This is a genomic window from Psychrobacter sp., from assembly GCF_030454045.1.
In the GTDB taxonomy this organism is placed as follows: Bacteria; Pseudomonadota; Gammaproteobacteria; order Pseudomonadales; family Moraxellaceae; genus Psychrobacter.
In genome coordinates, this window is the sequence record NZ_JAKDJE010000032.1 from 1 (window position 1) to 15581 (window position 15581).

Genomic DNA, 15581 nt, shown 5'->3' on the forward strand with positions numbered 1-15581 from the left:
CCTAAAAAATAGTCGCTGTCAGTGCCATGGTCGAATGTTCAACACGCCCTAGTAACAAACCCGTAAACCGGTTAGTACCAAAAAAAACATTGCATTAACTTTCATTTTACCTATATCCTAAATAGGTCTGACTAATTGGTCAGGTTATTTAGATATTGGCCAACAAATATAAACTATTGCTGTTGTCTATTTTAAGGTCGGGAACTTACCCCTATTATTTGAATCGATAAAAAACAAGTCAAGGATTGAGTGTTAACTTATATCTCGCGATTTACCACGTTGTCTGATATTTACAGTGAAGCGGGTGCTAAGCAGTTATTCTAGGAGGAAACCACCATGAGTGAAAACGTTCCAGCAAATACTGATTTATTATATAGACTGCACGACCGCCCCAACCCTATCAAAGCATTCTTAGGCGCCATACAGCACGTACTTGCTGCCTTCGTTGGCATTATTACCCCTTCATTAATTATCGGTGGCACCTTAGGTTTAGGAGAGCATATCCCCTATCTGCTAAGCATGTCCTTAATCGTATCTGGAGTCGCAACTTTTATTCAAACGCGAAAAATCGGTCCCATCGGCTCTGGCCTTATGGCATTACAAGGCACCAGTTTTGGTTTTTTGGCGGCAGTATTGACAGCAGGATTTGTAGTAAAAAACCGCGGTGGTAGTCCTGAAGAGATTTTATCCGTTATCTTTGGTGTGTCGTTTCTCGGTGCATTTGTTGAGATATTTTTGAGTCAATTTATCACCAAACTCAAATCATTTATGAGCCCTATTGTTACTGGCTGTGTGATTGTCACGATTGGTTTGTCCCTAACAAAGGTAGGTCTCACTGATTTGGCAGGTGGGTTTGGTGCTGAGGATTTCGGTAGTATTCCAAACCTACTCTTAGGTGGTGGCGTACTCGTCAGTGTGGTGCTCATTAGCATTATTAACAATAAGGTTATTCGCTCAAGTGCTATCTTTATCGGTCTGATGTTAGGCTTGCTCGCTGCCGTATTTATGGGGCGCATTGATTTTTCATTGGTGTCTGAAGCGGATTTTTTCACCGTTCCCATTCCCTTCAAATATGGTTTTGGTTTTGATTGGCAGGCATTTATTCCCATTGCCTTTATGTACATCATTACCAGTATTGAGACCTCGGGTGATTTGACCGCTACCTCTATGATTTCAGGCGAACCGATCAAAGGCCCGCTCTATGAGAAGCGCATCAAAGGTGGTGTGTTGGGTGATGGTGTCAACTCGCTGATTGCGGCTGTATTCAACACTTTTCCTGTGACAACCTTTAGCCAAAATAACGGCGTGATTCAAATGACAGGTATTGCCAGTCGCTATGTTGGTTTTTATGTTGGCGGTATCTTGTGCCTGATGGGTCTATTTCCTATCCTCGGTGCAATTTTTACGCAGCTGCCCAAGCCTGTCGTGGGCGGGGTCACGCTACTGATGTTTGCCACTGTCGCAACGGCGGGTATTCGTATACTATCCACCGTGGATTTTACCCATCGTAATGTCTTGATTATCGCCACGTCACTAGGATTAGCAACGGGTATTGCATTCGTTCCTGATGTACTCTCACAGACGCCGCAATTTTTCCAAAACATCTTTGGCTCAGCGGTGACGATGTCCGGTATTGTGGCAATCACGCTTGATATGATCCTACCAAAAAACTACGGTGTGGAATTTGATACTGCGGAACAACATGCCGAAGATGGCTTAAAAACAGCGCAAAAAGTGGCATAAATTTGAATGTTTAGCCCTATCTAAAAGTAAAACGAGGTGCCATAAAATTTGTTTGTGCACCTCGTCCACTGTGATCGCTTAATCACAATGACTTAACTGTATAGTTAGCTGAATGTAAAACTGTTATGGATTTAAACGCGCTACTGGTATAAATTTTACTTGCGTGCTGCGTTCCCAGAGGCTGCGCAAAATTCATCCCAGTAGCGCTATGACATTTTTAGAGTGTATCGACTATATGTAGTCATTCAAGTCCACAGCCTCGTAAAATAAAAGGCACTAGAAAATCTGCCGCACGTGCTTCATCTTCTGTGTCATAAGCTGTTTTGTCCATCAGGCCGACAATTTCAATCTCAAATTCAGCGTAACGCTGGGTCGTCGCCCATATCAAAATTAGTAGTTGCAAGGGATCTGTAATCCCAATCTTGCCTTGCTTATGCCACTCTTTCATGACTTGGGTTTTATCATTCACCCACTCTTTCATTGTCGTTGACATAAACTCATGCAAATGAGGCGCGCCGCCGATGACCTCAATGGCAAACAACTTATGGCGACTCGGATTGACAAAAGCTTGATGCAGTTTGGTGCGAACAAATTTTTCAATGACTATTTTTGGGTCGCTATCGACCGTCATCGTCACCAAACCATCATTCCACTCTTCAATAATCGAGCGCAGCACCGCCATATATAGGTTTTTTTTATTTTTAAAATAGTAATGGACATTGGCTTTGGGCAATCCTGCTCTATCGGCAATCCCTTGCATCGTAGCACCGCGATAGCTTTGGAGCACGAACTCTTCTTCAGCCGCCGCTAGTATCAGCGCTTGATTGTGCGCGCGGGTGGCTTGCTGACTACGATGTGACGGCGCGTCAGTAGTCAGGGTTTCTTCTTGCTGATTGTCTTGAGTCATAGCAGTCGTATCTCACTCTGGGTGGCTGGTTCGACCAAATAATCGCGATGTTCCTTGATATATACAACGTTCACATTCGCGCAGTATTAGCCGATAAATTAAAAATTTCCGATAAAACAGTTGACCAATTGGTCAGGTTTTAGCAGAATGGTAACCATAAATCGCTCATATGTCGACTGGCATCGTATTGCCATCATATTTTTGCAGCGACATTAGGGCGTGTTGGTACAAAAAATCTGTGGTGTCTTGACAATTTATCATAATGAATAAGCCAACGATTGAAGTAAAGCTTAACGTCTCATTTAAACAAATAAATGAATAGCTAAAAATATGAACGATATGAATGTATGAATACCTTCGATTATACCGCTACGTTTAGGCAAAAAGTCATCGTGTATGAACTGTTATTAAATCAGCACTGTCATTAGACCAGCTTTAGAATTATTCATAAACCATAGCCACCAAATACCCACAATGGACGGTCATATTAAAATAAGGACATCGTCATGAGCTTAACCTTAGCGCAATTTAATGATTTGTCTCAAGAGGTCGCAGTCTCGAAGCTTTTGATCTGTTGCACCAGTAGCGCTTGGGCCAACAAGCTTGCCTACGCTCGCCCTTTTGCAGACGTTGATGCGCTCTTAGCAAGTAGCGACGCTATCTGGGATGAGGTACAAACCAATGAGGCCAATTTACTAGAAGCGTTTGATGGACATCCTCAGATCGGTAATGTGGCTTCGTTAAAAGAGAAGTATCGCAACACACAAAGTAGCGCCGCCCATGAGCAATCTGGCGCTAATGATGCGGCAGACGATGTACTCGAAGCGCTTGCCAAAGCCAATCAAGACTATCTGGACAAGTTTGGGTTTATATTTATTGTCTTTGCCACTGGTAAAAGCGCGGCGCAAATGCTCGATTTGCTCTTGTCGCGCCTGCCAAACGATCGTGCCACAGAGCTGGCCAATGCCGCCGCAGAACAAAATAAAATCACTCGTTTGCGTCTGCGCAAACTACTGGCTATGGTTTAGCTGACTCAATAAATGGGGGTTTATTTGATAGCTAATGATGTCTAGCTCTTATGACAAATAGCGTTACGATACGATCTTTCTACCCTTCTCTAGCACTACAGTGCTCTTTATATTTTTACTGAATATGCTTTTACTAAATTTACTAAATAGGAAGCCTTATGTCTGCCACCTTATCATCACATATCTTAGACACACACCTTGGCAAGCCTGCTGCTGATATCGCCGTCCGCTTGCACCGCATACCAGACAGCGGTGACAAGATAATATTGGCACATGGACAGACTAACAGCGATGGCCGCGTAACGCCAGATGCTTGGCAGTTTGAGTCAAGCATTGATAGCACTGAGCGTCAGCTAGATACAGGGCGCTATACCGTGACGTTTGATACTCAGGCATATTTTGATGCCCAGCAGCTGACCGCATTCTATCCGCAGGTAGTCATCGACTTTGTGATAAAAGACGCAAGCCACTATCACGTGCCATTACTTCTGAGTGCGCATGGTTATAGTACCTACCGCGGATCATAACCGACCCTTATTATCAAAAAACTGTGAGCGAAAGTCGTTATCTGCTCACAAATATTTTATCAAGACACTGTCATATTAAAGGACACTTACCACATGGGCGCCTATCTTCTCGAATGGTTGAGTTTATTTTTTCGCTGGTTTCATGTTATCGCTGGGGTGGCATGGATTGGTGCATCGTTTTATTTTGTGTGGCTAGATCTGAGCCTACGTAAGCCGCCACAGTGGAAAGCAGACAAAGGCATCTCAGGGGATCTGTGGGCCGTCCATGGCGGTGGGTTTTATGAGATTGCCAAATACAAGCTCGAACCCGAGGAGATGCCAAAGACGCTACATTGGTTTAAGTGGGAAGCATATACCACGTGGCTGACGGGCGCGGCGATGATGTCGATTGTCTATTATGCCAATGCCACCGCCTATCTGATCGACCCAAGCAAAGTGCCTTTTACCAGTATCGGTGCCATTGCGACAAGCTTACTGTTTTTATTTGGTAGTTACTTTATTTATGAAGTCATTGTGCGCAGTCATTTGGGTAAAAACGCCTTTATTTTTAGTACCCTGATTTTTATCTTGCTGGTTATCGCGAGTTGGGGCTCTTATCAGCTGTTTAGTGATCGCGCCTCGTTCATCCATATAGGGGCGATTTTGGGCACAGTCATGGTCGGTAACGTGTTCTTTGGTATTATGCCAGCGCAGCGCGCACTCGTTGATTGTGTACGCCGCGGCGAAAAACCCGGCAAAGAAGTGGCTGAACTGGCACTGCAAGCCAAAAACCGCTCATTGATGAATAACTACTTTACCCTACCGCTTATTTTTACCATGATCAGCAACCACTATCCGATGATGTATGCTCATGAAAAAGGTTGGTTGGTATTGGTCTTCGTTGGCGTGATCACTGCTACTGCTCGTCACTATTTTAACCAAAAACATTTGGGGCATAAAAAACCACGCTACTTGGTTATCCCAGCCATATTGACCGTATTATTGATTATCTGGATGCGACCTGAGCCGATTGAACCAGCGCCAGCGATGCCCGCTACTGCTTCTGTAGCGCCCAAAACAACAGATGGCGCGCCAGCGAGCACATTAACCACAAGCGATCTATCAGATAAAGCAGCTGATACGGACGCTACCAATATCGACAACACCAACGCTGAGGCAACGCCAGTGAATGTGTCAGCAGATGACGCTATGATGAAGGTTGTACATATGCGCTGTAGCACTTGCCATGCAGCGCAGCCAACACAGCGAGGCTTTGCTGCCCCGCCAGCAGGTATTATCTTGCAAACACCAGAGGATCTAAAGATACATAAAGCAAAAATCGTTACTGCGGTCAAAACAGGCTATATGCCACTTGGTAATATCACTCAGTTAACAGATTCAGAACGTCAGCAGCTTGTCGCATACGCTTCGGCATTGTAATTTTTTATCGATGCTAAAGCTCAGCAAAAATAAGCACACATCATAAATTACTCGATGGTGCAAACATAGTTTTAGAAGTCACTTGACGCAACTGTCATATATGCATACGATGGTCAAATCTGATTATTGTTAACAATAATCAGATTTGTTAACAATACAAGGAATGAGTATGTCTGACACTGCCCAACAAGTACCATTTGATCCTCAAATAATGGATTATGATCATAGTCACCTCAACGCTTCTACCAAAGATTCAAGGTTATATAACGAGGATTTAGCACCCATACAGCAGTCAGAACGTACTTGGGGGTGGTTTGCGATATTCAATGTCTGGTCAAATGACATCCAAAGTTTATTTGGCTATACGCTTGCTGCCTCATTATTTTTGAGCTATGGGTTGAGTGGCTGGTGGGTCATGGCAGCGATCATATGCTCAGGCTTTGTGGTTATGTTTATGGTCAACTTAACGGGCAAGCCGAGTGTCAAATATGGCATTCCTTTTCCTGTATTGATACGTTCAAGCCTTGGGATTAATGGGGCCAATCTACCTGCCATGATGCGGGCCATCATTGGTATTTTTTGGTATGGGGTGCAGACGTACTTTGCCTCGACCGCCGTCGCCATTTTATTGACCCTCGTCATGGGCGGCTCAGACGCAACCTTTTTGGGTCTAAACAGTACGGCTTGGCTTGCTTTTGTCATCGTTTGGATATTTCAGTTATTACTGTTTTGGTCAGGTGTCGAAACGATTAAGCATTTCTTGAATTGGGCAGGCCCCATTGTTTATGTGGTGATGGTGATACTGATGGGGATTGTCTGGTATCAGTCAGGATCAGAGTTATTGCCCGCCATTGGCTCTATTTTTAGCAGCAATAGTGATTACACCGGTGGCCCCGTGCAGGCTTTTATCGCGATTGTGGGGACAATGGTCGCCTACTTTGCGGCGGTTGTGATCAACTTTGGCGATTTCTCACGCTTTTTACGCAGTGAAAAAGATATGAAACTGGGCAATTTGGTCGGCTTACCTGTCAATATGGTGTTCTTTTCATTTATTGCCTTGGTCATTACTGCAGGTACGCTCGTATTGTTCGGTGAGGCGCTGACCAACCCATCTGATATTGTAGAGCGCGTTGATGCCTTGCCACTGACCATCGTTGCCGCCTTGACCTTTTTTGCAGCAACGGTTGGTATCAATATGGTCGCCAACTTTATACCGCCTGCTTACGATTTAGCCAACCTGTTTCCTAAGCATATCAACTTTCTCATGGGCGGCTTGATTACGGCAGTCATTGCATTTTTTGTGGGCGCTTTATGGTTATCCTTTATCAGCCAAATTGGTATCGTTGGCTTTGTCAATGCTGTCGGTGCAGTCATCGCGCCATTCTTTGGTATTTTGATTGTGGATTATTACCTGATCAAAAACCAGCAGATCAACATGGATGATTTATTTTCTGACAAGCCCACTGGCGCTTACTATTACTATAAAGGCTGGAATATCCACGGCCTTATCGCATTTGCCATAGGTGCGGTTTTTTCATTGTCGACGGTGCTTATGCCAGCGCTGAGTAGCCTTGAGGGATACGGATTTTTGCTTGGGGCGGCATTAGGCGGCGTGTCTTATTGGGTATTGATGCGCCATGTACCGCAAGTGCTATCGTCGCCACAAAATACCCTGAATCGTTAAAAGCTTCTGTATCAGATACCGTAGCGGCTAACACTGCTTGATTGTTTAACTGTTTTTTTAGACTGTTTTTTTAGAAGAATATCTTTGATAGATATTGTTATTGTTTTTATATAGGAACACCAATAATGACCCAAAAAATCACCAGTGATTTTGATCAAAATACATACCCACGCGACCTAAAAGGCTACGGTGGCAAGCCACCAAAAGCCAACTGGCCAGGCGGTGCAAAAATCGCCGTACAGTTTGTCTTGAATATCGAAGAAGGGGCAGAAAATAGCGTCATTCACGGCGATGGACAGTCCGAGCGCTTTTTGTCGGATATTTTGGGTACGCCCGAGTTTAACAACCGTCACCAGTCTATTGAGTCTGCATTTGAATACGGCAGCCGTGTTGGTGTGTGGCGGGTGTTGGATGTGTTTAAAGAGTACGGCGCTCCTATCACCACCTTTACTTGTGCTGCCGCTGCCGAAAAAACCCCGCATATTATCGAGCGCGTATTAGAAGACGGTCATGAGATTGCCAGTCACGGCCTGCGCTGGATCACTTATCAATATATGTACCGCGAGACGGAACGTGAGCACATTCGCCGTGCAACCGACATATTTGAGCGCATGCTCGGTAAGCAGCCACTCGGCTGGTATACGGGACGCGATAGCCCAAACACACGTGAGTTGGTGGTCGAACAAGGTGGCTATCACTATGACTCTGACTCCTATGGCGATGAGCTGCCCTACTGGCTCAATGTCAAAGCCCAAGAAGGCGATCTAATCACACGCAAGCCGCATTTGGTCATCCCTTATAGCTTAGAGACCAATGACATGCGCTTTTCTTCGAGTCCAGGGTTTACCCATGCCGAGGCATTTTATCAATACCTCAAAGACAGCTTTGACACCCTGTATGAAGAAGGCGCAGAAACCCCAAAAATGCTGACCATCGGTTTGCATTGCCGTATTATCGGACGGGCAGGACGTATCAAGGCGCTAAAACAGTTTTTGCAATACATCACCAATAAGCCTGACGTGTGGATATGCCGCCGTGATGAGATCGCGAAGCACTGGTACGACAACCATCCAGCAACACCAGACAACACAGCCAACTGGATGTAGCTTTTGCCACGACAGCCACTACCACGGCTGTCAAGTACACCGCAGTGTGTCGAATAAATAAAACAAACGGCACACGATCAATTAAACCTAATATTAAACAAAAGGAATCATGATGAGTCAAAACACTTCAGAAGTCGGACAAATTATCTCAGCAAACAATCTGCCTGAGAGCCTGCCAGCCTTTACTAAAAAATCTAACGTGGCTGACAGTCGTTTGGGTGCCAAAGCGTTGTTTGCGACCGATGACTTTTTTGCGGATAAAAGCCGTATCCTAAATCCTGATGCGCCTGTCTTTGTGGTCGGCAAATTCGACGACAACGGCAAATGGATGGACGGATGGGAGACGCGCCGTAAGCGTCATTTAGGCTATGATTATTTAGTCATTCAGCTGGCGCGTCCGACCAAAATCGCGGGTCTCGATATTGATACCAGTCACTTTACGGGTAACTTCCCCTCTTCTGCCAGTGTCGATAGCTTATACGCGCCAGAGCTACTACAGCAAGATGAAACTGAGCTTACTAGTCTCAGTAAAAAAGACTGGGACAGTAAAAACTGGCAGCCCCTTGTCGGCATGACTCCACTACAGGGCAATCATCATGAGTTTGTTGAGATTAATGATGAGCAAACGGTCACCCATATTCGTCTGAACATCTATCCAGATGGCGGCGTGGCTCGACTGCGTGTCTATGGTGCCATCCAGCTCGATGCCAGCCTAAACAATCAAGGTGAAATGCTCGACTTGGCAGGCGCGTTAAATGGCGGCCGTGCAATCGCCAGTAACGACGCACATTTTGGTGCCGCCAGCAATCTACTGTTACCGACCAAAGCGCCCAATATGGGGGATGGCTGGGAGACACGTCGCCGCCGTGAGCCAGGCAATGACTGGTGCATTATTGCCTTAGGTCAAGCAGGTATCGTGGATTCTATCGAAATCGATACCGCTCATTTTAAAGGCAACTACCCTGATAAAGTATCCATTCAAGCCGTCTACTCGCCAAATACCCCAGAGCAAACCTTAGTGACGCAAAGTATGTTTTGGGATACGTTGCTTGACCCGCAAAAAACCAATGCGGATGATGTCCATACCTTTGGTAACGACAAGCTCTTAATAGACCAGCCTATCACGCATATTCGCGTCAATATCTTCCCCGATGGTGGTATCAGCCGCGTGCGCGTGTTTGGCAAAGTGGTAGATCAGGCAGGTACTACTGCTGATGCAGAGGTCAAATAATGAGTGTCATCCTAACGGCTCAGCCTCTGACCAAAGCCAACTTTGCCCCTTACGGCTCGGTTATCGAGCGCTATAGTGAGGAGGAGCAAACCGCTGACAACACTTACGAGATCAATAATGGCTATGCGGTTCGCCATCATGCACTTGCTGCGAGTCAGCTTGAGGGTGGCACTGTTGGCATAAGTATCTTTCGAGCCAAAAAACGTGAGAATCCGATTGCCCTCTCCGTCATGGAATATCATCCGTTTGGCACGCAAGCATTTGTCTCGATGGAAGGTCAGGACTATGTCGTCGTCGTTGCCAAAGCAGGCACGCCGCCGCAGTCGGCCGATGATCTGGCCGTGTTTTATGCCAAGTCTCATCAAGGCGTACAGTATGCTGCCAACGTCTGGCATCATCCCTTATTGGCGCTTGGACGCGACAGTGATTTTTTGGTGATTGATCGTATCAATGGTGAGGGCAACAACTGCCATGAGATAGATATTACGGATTGGGGTGTGCTTATTGAGTTAGAAGACGTCAGTTAGAAAATGTCAGTTAGAAAAAAAGCCGCCAAGCTATCTCACAAGCACAGACAAAAAAGCACAGCACAAAAGACACAGACCAATCAAATCCCCGTTTATGATATATAAACGGGGATTTTTTGTGACTCATATTTTTCGCCAGTTTATCAGACCGCAGATTTTCGATAGCGGCTCTGACCGGCAATTATCGTCTGCTCAATCACTCTATCATCACCCAGCATCATGAGTACGAACAATTGCTCCTCAAGGGTTTTGGTCTGCGTCATACGTCGCTCTAACAGTGCTGTGGCCTTCATATCAATCACGACAAAGTCCGCTTCTTTACTGGGCATAAAGTTACCAATCTTATCATCCAATAGTAGCGACTGCGCATTGCCCAAAGTGATCTGATACAACCCTTGGTGTGCTGATAATTGATTACTTTGTAGTTGCTGGACTTTGTACGCCTCTGATAACGTCGTGAGCATCGATAAGCTCGTCCCTGCTCCAACATCAGTGGCGATACTGACATCGGTATAACTTAACGTCTTGGGTAAATTGAACAGTCCACTACCCAAAAACAGATTGGACGTTGGACAATGTGATATCTGCGTGCCAGTCTCGCGTAGACGCTCGTATTCTGGTGTCTCAAGGTAGATACCATGCGCCAAGGTGGTACGGCGGCCCAGTAATCCCATATCATCATAGACGTCGAGGTAACCTTTATGATTGGGATACAGCTCCTGCACAAAAGCCACCTCATCACGGTTTTCTGCCAGATGCGTTTGCAAATACACACTGTCATGGCTGGCATACAACTCACCTGCCAGACGTAATTGTGTAGGGCTCGACGTAATCGCAAAGCGCGGCGTGATGGCCACATGCTGACGCCCGCGCTCATGCCAATTATCAATGATATTTTGAGTGTCACGGATACTTTGCTCAGCAGGCACACATAGCGCCTCAGGCGCATTTTGGTCCATCAAGACATTACCCGTGATCATACGCGTATTGAGCCTATGGCTTTCAGCAAAAAACGCCTCGGCAGATAATGGATGACTGGTCGCAAAAACCATCGCACTGGTCGTGCCATTGGCAAGTAATTGGTTCAAAAAAAACTGCGCGGTATCATGCGCTATTTTTGGATCACCAAAGTTGGCTTCCGTCACAAAGGTGTAATTATTGAGCCAGTCGAGCAGTTGCTCACCATAAGCGGCGATCATATCTATCTGCGGATAGTGAACATGGGTATCGATAAAACCCGGCATGATGAGTTTGTGCCGATGGTCATGAATCTGTACTGGTTCTTGACTGTCATTAGTAGCGGTCAGCACATAATTTGCTAGCATTGCCTCTCGACTGCCATAATTAATAATCAGTCCAGTCTCATCATCAATAACAAGTGCACCGTCGGCAATATACTCAGGGTAAACACGCACGCCTGCAATTACTGGAAGCAACGTTGTATCTTTATCAACGGTCAGATTTACGAAAAATTCAGGAATTCTAGTATCGGATAATTCAGCAGCCGTACGCTTAGCAAGGTCATCTTCGCTGATATAATGTAATAAATGAGCTTGATAAATATGTAGGGTCATTGGATGGTCTCACATGGCTTGGTAATGCGGAGCATGTTAATAAATAATGCTGAACATTTTAATAAATTGTGCTGAGCGTTTAATAATTCGACGGAAAATAACAATGCTGAAACGGGGCTATATTGAGTATAAAAACTCAGTGTTCAGCCTGATGATATTGCTGTAGTAGCTGTGCCGCGATAGATACGGCCACCGCCATTGGCTCTTTGCCGCCGATGGGTAATCCGATTGGCATGGTGAGCTGATTGACTAGTTGCTCACTATAGCCACGCTGAATCAAACGGTCTCTAAAGCGTTTGGCTTTGGTGGATGAGGCAATACAGCCAATATAAGGTAATGAGATATCTGAGCGCTTACCATCAGCTAAGCAGACATCAGAAACAGTATCTAATGCTGCTCGCACCAGCTCAAAATCCACACTATGGTCATGCGTCATAACCAAAATAAAACGCTGACCACCCTGCTCGATAAATGGACGCACAAAATCGACAGGATCGTCATCGATATGCGGACGGATATGCGCTGGTAGCTTATAAGAGGTTGGTTGGGTTGATGCTGTTTTGTTTGATTCTAATGGTCGTGCTTCAGCATTGTTATGTGATATTGAAGTGTGGCGGTTACAGTCTGTCTGATGTGCTTTATCAGTATTTGGCTTATTACTTAAGTAACGCTCAAACATCTCTGGGCGACTATCTACCCAATCTACCTGACATGGCAATTCAGCAAGGATAGTCATAAGTGCTGATGCCACATGACCTGCTCCAAATACCAGTACTGACATCGGCGGTGTCACATTAAAGCATTCGAACATAATAGTGACACTACCGCCGCAACACTGCGCCAGCTTTGCACCCAACGGGTAATGCTTAGTATAAACCGCGTCTCGGCGTACCGCTTTAGAAGGAGCTGACGCGCTTGTCTCATTAGCTTCAGAAACTTTTGGTTTGACTTCTTTTGATATTATCGCTGCTATCTCACCGTTTAGCAGTTGCCGTGCAGTGATAATCACATCGTGCTCAAGACCGCCGCCGCCCAGCGTATCCACGATACCATCCTGTGTGACAATCATCTTTGCCTGTAGCGCACGCGGGGCTGAGCCATTCACAGCCACAACCGTTGCCAACACATGAGCGGTGCCTTGCTGCTGATATCGCGCCAGACCTTCATACCAGATAACTGGCGGTGCTAATGACTCACTCACTGTGCGCAGGACCTCTTGCCCCTGCAACATTTGGGTGCTCTATCGCTTCTGGCTGCTCATCAGTCTGTTTGCCGGCTACCTCTTTTGGATCAATATCTTTGGCATGGCGTACATCTTGCGGCATGACTTTGTCGTTATAGAGACCGCCCTTTTCTTCTACACCTTCAACAAGGCTATCCATCGTATCCTTGTCCGCTTTGGTCTCTAGATCCCAAGACGAACCTTCCATACGCATGACTGCTTTTAGTACCGCTTCTGGCGTCGCAGGCATGGTCAGCTCTGGATTCTTTTGATAATCACCGAGGCTAGCCACGGCATTATTGAGAGCGCACCAGACACTGGCTGCCAGCATAAACGGCGGCTCACCAACGGCTTTAGAGTTATAAATCGTTTGTTCTTCGTTTTTGCGGTCGTATAATTTGACATTCCACTGCTTAGGCAAGTCATGCGCCGTTGGAATTTTATAGTTGGCAGGACTGTCGGAAGCCAGCTTTCCTTTATCATTCCAGATCAGCTCTTCTGCTGTGAGCCAGCCCATGCCTTGCACAAAACCCCCTTCAATCTGACCAATATCAATGGCAGGGTTGATCGATTGCCCTGCATCGTGCAGCACATCACAGCGCAGCACTTTGTACTCACCTGTCAGCGTATCAATCTCAACCTCAGCACAAGCTGCACCCAAGGCAAAGTAGAAGAACGGACGTCCCCATGCTTTGGAGCGATCGTAAAATATCTTCGGCGTTTTATAGTAGCCAGTAGACGACAGGCTGATACGGTTTTGATACGACAGCTGAATCATTTCAGCAAAGGTTAGTGTCTCTTTATCGCCGATATAGACGTGGTTTTGTTCAAAGCGTATCTCTTCTTGTGCCACCTCAAAATGCTCAGCAGCAAATTCAACAATGCGTGCTTTGATGCTCAAGCACGCATTTTGTGCCGCTTTACCATTGATATCTGTCCCTGATGACGCGGCAGTTGGTGAAGTATTAGGCACTTTATCCGTCCGCGTCGCTGAGACTTTTACTGTATCTAGATCCACATCAAACTCATTGGCGACAATTTGGGCAATTTTAATATATAAACCCTGCCCCATCTCCGTACCACCATGATTTAGATGGATACTGCCATCGGTATAAATGTGTACCAGCGCACCTGCCTGATTGAGCGTTTGCACGGTAAATGAGATACCAAATTTTACGGGCGTTAGCGCAAGACCCAAACGCTTGTCACTGCCTTCTGCGGCGGCTTGTTTATTGGCTGCTATAATTTGTTGGCGGCGTTTGTCGTAATCGCAATCCGCTGCCAGTGTGCTCATAATGGTCGCCAAATCAAAATGCTCAATGGTCTGACCGTAATGGGTGCTTTGACCATCTTGATATAAGTTTGCTAGGCGCACTTGCAGCGGATCCTGCCCTAATGTATAGGCAATATGGTCCATCATATATTCAGCGGTCATTAGGCCTTGTGGACCACCAAATCCTCGATAGGCCGTATTGGATACGGTATGCGTCTTACAGCGATGACCTGCCACATGAGCCGCTGGATAGTAATAGGCATTATCACAATGAAACATCGCTCTATCGACGATGGCATCAGATAGGTCTGGCGCATAACCGCACAGACCAGCCAATTGCATATCGACGCCCAATATACGCCCAGACTTATCTAAGCCAACCTCATAACGATTGGCAAACTCATGACGTTTACCGGTCACGACCATGTCATCTTGGCGATCTAACCGCATACTGACAGGAACGTTATGGCGCTTGGCAACGATACCGCACAGACACGCCCACGCCGCCGCTTGTGTCTCTTTACCACCAAAACCACCACCCATACGGCGTACGACCGTATTGACCGCATGAAACGGCAAATCCGTCACTTCGGCGACGAGCTGCTGCACTTCGCTTGGATGCTGCGACGACGTGTACACTTCCAGCCCGCCATCATCACAGGGCAGCACATACGACACTTGTCCTTCAAGATAAAAGTGCTCTTGCCCGCGCATATGAATATGACCTTCAATACGAATCGGTGCATTCTCAAGCGCAGTCGCGGCGTCACCACGCTTCATAAAATGACTCGGACGCACAAAAAACTCTTGCTCTAGCGCTTTATCAATACTCAGCACCGCAGGCAATGGCTCATATTCAACCACGGCCTTAGTAGCCGCTTTTTTGGCAGCACGGTGGCTGCTCGCCACCACTACAAATAGCGTCTGTCCGACATATTCTGTAATGTCATCTACCATTAGTGGCTCACCATCGAACACCGCACCGATATCCGTCTGAGCAGGCAAATCTTCAAAGCTTAAAACGTCTACTACCCCATCCGCATCTCTGACAGCGCTCAAATCCATACTTAACACGCGAGCATGGGCGTGACTACTTTTACCTACCGCTAGGTGTAGCGTGCCTTGTGGTTTGGCAATATCATCCACATAAGTTGCCGTACCCATCACATGGGTGATCGCACTGTCGTGTTTGGCTGACGTGCCGATCTTGTTTTTTGGCGGACGCACGCGGCGGATACTATAACTGTCAAATAAAGATGAATGATGGCTCATAGCAAATCTCTTCTATTAGTACGCATTTACTGATGCGCTTTTTTATTTCTGACAAATACACTCATGAA

The 15581-nt window shown here is 46.2% G+C and carries 12 protein-coding genes; 8 read left to right on the forward strand and 4 right to left on the reverse strand.

The genetic code is table 11. The features are described from left to right. The first annotated feature begins 336 nt into the window (after positions 1-336). Positions 337-1743: a nucleobase:cation symporter-2 family protein gene (locus tag L0G63_RS07530; protein ID WP_301450082.1), complete on the forward strand. Its 1407-nt coding sequence runs from the start codon at positions 337-339 to the stop codon at positions 1741-1743. A 241-nt stretch (positions 1744-1984) separates the two neighbouring features. On the opposite strand, the gene L0G63_RS07535 is transcribed toward L0G63_RS07530, so the two are convergent. Continuing rightward, positions 1985-2650, reverse strand: coding sequence for a TetR/AcrR family transcriptional regulator (locus L0G63_RS07535; RefSeq protein WP_301450083.1), 666 nt, complete (start codon positions 2648-2650; stop codon positions 1985-1987). A 506-nt stretch (positions 2651-3156) separates the two neighbouring features. On the opposite strand from L0G63_RS07535, the gene uraD reads away from it, so the two are divergent. The 7 genes from uraD to L0G63_RS07570 all read left to right on the forward strand — a co-directional run bounded on the left by uraD (position 3157) and on the right by L0G63_RS07570 (position 10172). After that, a complete protein-coding gene (gene uraD / locus L0G63_RS07540; protein WP_301450084.1) occupies positions 3157-3678 on the forward strand; it encodes a 2-oxo-4-hydroxy-4-carboxy-5-ureidoimidazoline decarboxylase in 522 nt (173 codons plus the stop codon). 158 nt (positions 3679-3836) lie between these two features. Then, entirely contained in the window at positions 3837-4205 is a 369-nt protein-coding gene (gene uraH, locus L0G63_RS07545) for a hydroxyisourate hydrolase (RefSeq protein WP_301450085.1), read from the forward strand. A gap of 93 nt (positions 4206-4298) precedes the next feature. Continuing rightward, on the forward strand, positions 4299-5624 hold the full coding sequence (locus L0G63_RS07550; RefSeq protein ID WP_301450086.1) for a urate hydroxylase PuuD: 1326 nt from the start codon (positions 4299-4301) through the stop codon (positions 5622-5624). Between the two features lie 169 nt (positions 5625-5793). Continuing rightward, entirely contained in the window at positions 5794-7308 is a 1515-nt protein-coding gene (locus tag L0G63_RS07555; protein WP_301450087.1) for an NCS1 family nucleobase:cation symporter-1, read from the forward strand. 125 nt (positions 7309-7433) lie between these two features. Continuing rightward, positions 7434-8414, forward strand: coding sequence for an allantoinase PuuE (gene puuE / locus L0G63_RS07560; protein WP_301450088.1), 981 nt, complete (start codon positions 7434-7436; stop codon positions 8412-8414). Between the two features lie 112 nt (positions 8415-8526). Then, positions 8527-9645, forward strand: a complete 1119-nt coding sequence (alc, locus tag L0G63_RS07565; protein WP_301450089.1) for an allantoicase — start codon at positions 8527-8529, stop codon at positions 9643-9645. Then, positions 9645-10172: an ureidoglycolate lyase gene (locus tag L0G63_RS07570; protein ID WP_301450090.1), complete on the forward strand. Its 528-nt coding sequence runs from the start codon at positions 9645-9647 to the stop codon at positions 10170-10172. The genes alc and L0G63_RS07570 overlap by 1 nt, the downstream gene beginning before the upstream one ends. A 143-nt stretch (positions 10173-10315) precedes the next feature. On the opposite strand, the gene guaD is transcribed toward L0G63_RS07570, so the two are convergent. From guaD to xdhB, 3 genes are all read right to left on the reverse strand, one after another. Continuing rightward, positions 10316-11746 carry a guanine deaminase gene (guaD, locus tag L0G63_RS07575; protein ID WP_301450091.1) on the reverse strand — a complete coding sequence of 477 codons (1431 nt, stop codon included), beginning with the start codon at positions 11744-11746 and terminating at the stop codon, positions 10316-10318. A 136-nt stretch (positions 11747-11882) separates the two neighbouring features. Beyond that, the gene (locus L0G63_RS07580) at positions 11883-12947 is read right to left on the reverse strand and encodes an XdhC family protein (protein ID WP_301450092.1); all 1065 of its coding nucleotides are present in this window, start codon (positions 12945-12947) and stop codon (positions 11883-11885) included. Next, positions 12940-15513 (reverse strand): xanthine dehydrogenase molybdopterin binding subunit, encoded by a 2574-nt coding sequence (gene xdhB, locus L0G63_RS07585; protein ID WP_301450093.1) that lies wholly within the window; start codon positions 15511-15513, stop codon positions 12940-12942. The genes L0G63_RS07580 and xdhB overlap by 8 nt, the downstream gene beginning before the upstream one ends. Positions 15514-15581: the final 68 nt, after the last annotated feature.

What these genes read in the sequence shown, in the direction of transcription:
- L0G63_RS07530 (WP_301450082.1), top strand. Translation starts at nt 337, where the DNA reads ATGAGTGAAAACGTTCCAGCAAATACTGATTTATTATATAGACTGCAC.
- L0G63_RS07535 (WP_301450083.1), bottom strand. Translation starts at nt 2,650, where the DNA reads ATGACTCAAGACAATCAGCAAGAAGAAACCCTGACTACTGACGCGCCG.
- uraD (WP_301450084.1), top strand. Translation starts at nt 3,157, where the DNA reads ATGAGCTTAACCTTAGCGCAATTTAATGATTTGTCTCAAGAGGTCGCA.
- uraH (WP_301450085.1), top strand. Translation starts at nt 3,837, where the DNA reads ATGTCTGCCACCTTATCATCACATATCTTAGACACACACCTTGGCAAG.
- L0G63_RS07550 (WP_301450086.1), top strand. Translation starts at nt 4,299, where the DNA reads ATGGGCGCCTATCTTCTCGAATGGTTGAGTTTATTTTTTCGCTGGTTT.
- L0G63_RS07555 (WP_301450087.1), top strand. Translation starts at nt 5,794, where the DNA reads ATGTCTGACACTGCCCAACAAGTACCATTTGATCCTCAAATAATGGAT.
- puuE (WP_301450088.1), top strand. Translation starts at nt 7,434, where the DNA reads ATGACCCAAAAAATCACCAGTGATTTTGATCAAAATACATACCCACGC.
- alc (WP_301450089.1), top strand. Translation starts at nt 8,527, where the DNA reads ATGAGTCAAAACACTTCAGAAGTCGGACAAATTATCTCAGCAAACAAT.
- L0G63_RS07570 (WP_301450090.1), top strand. Translation starts at nt 9,645, where the DNA reads ATGAGTGTCATCCTAACGGCTCAGCCTCTGACCAAAGCCAACTTTGCC.
- guaD (WP_301450091.1), bottom strand. Translation starts at nt 11,746, where the DNA reads ATGACCCTACATATTTATCAAGCTCATTTATTACATTATATCAGCGAA.
- xdhB (WP_301450093.1), bottom strand. Translation starts at nt 15,513, where the DNA reads ATGAGCCATCATTCATCTTTATTTGACAGTTATAGTATCCGCCGCGTG.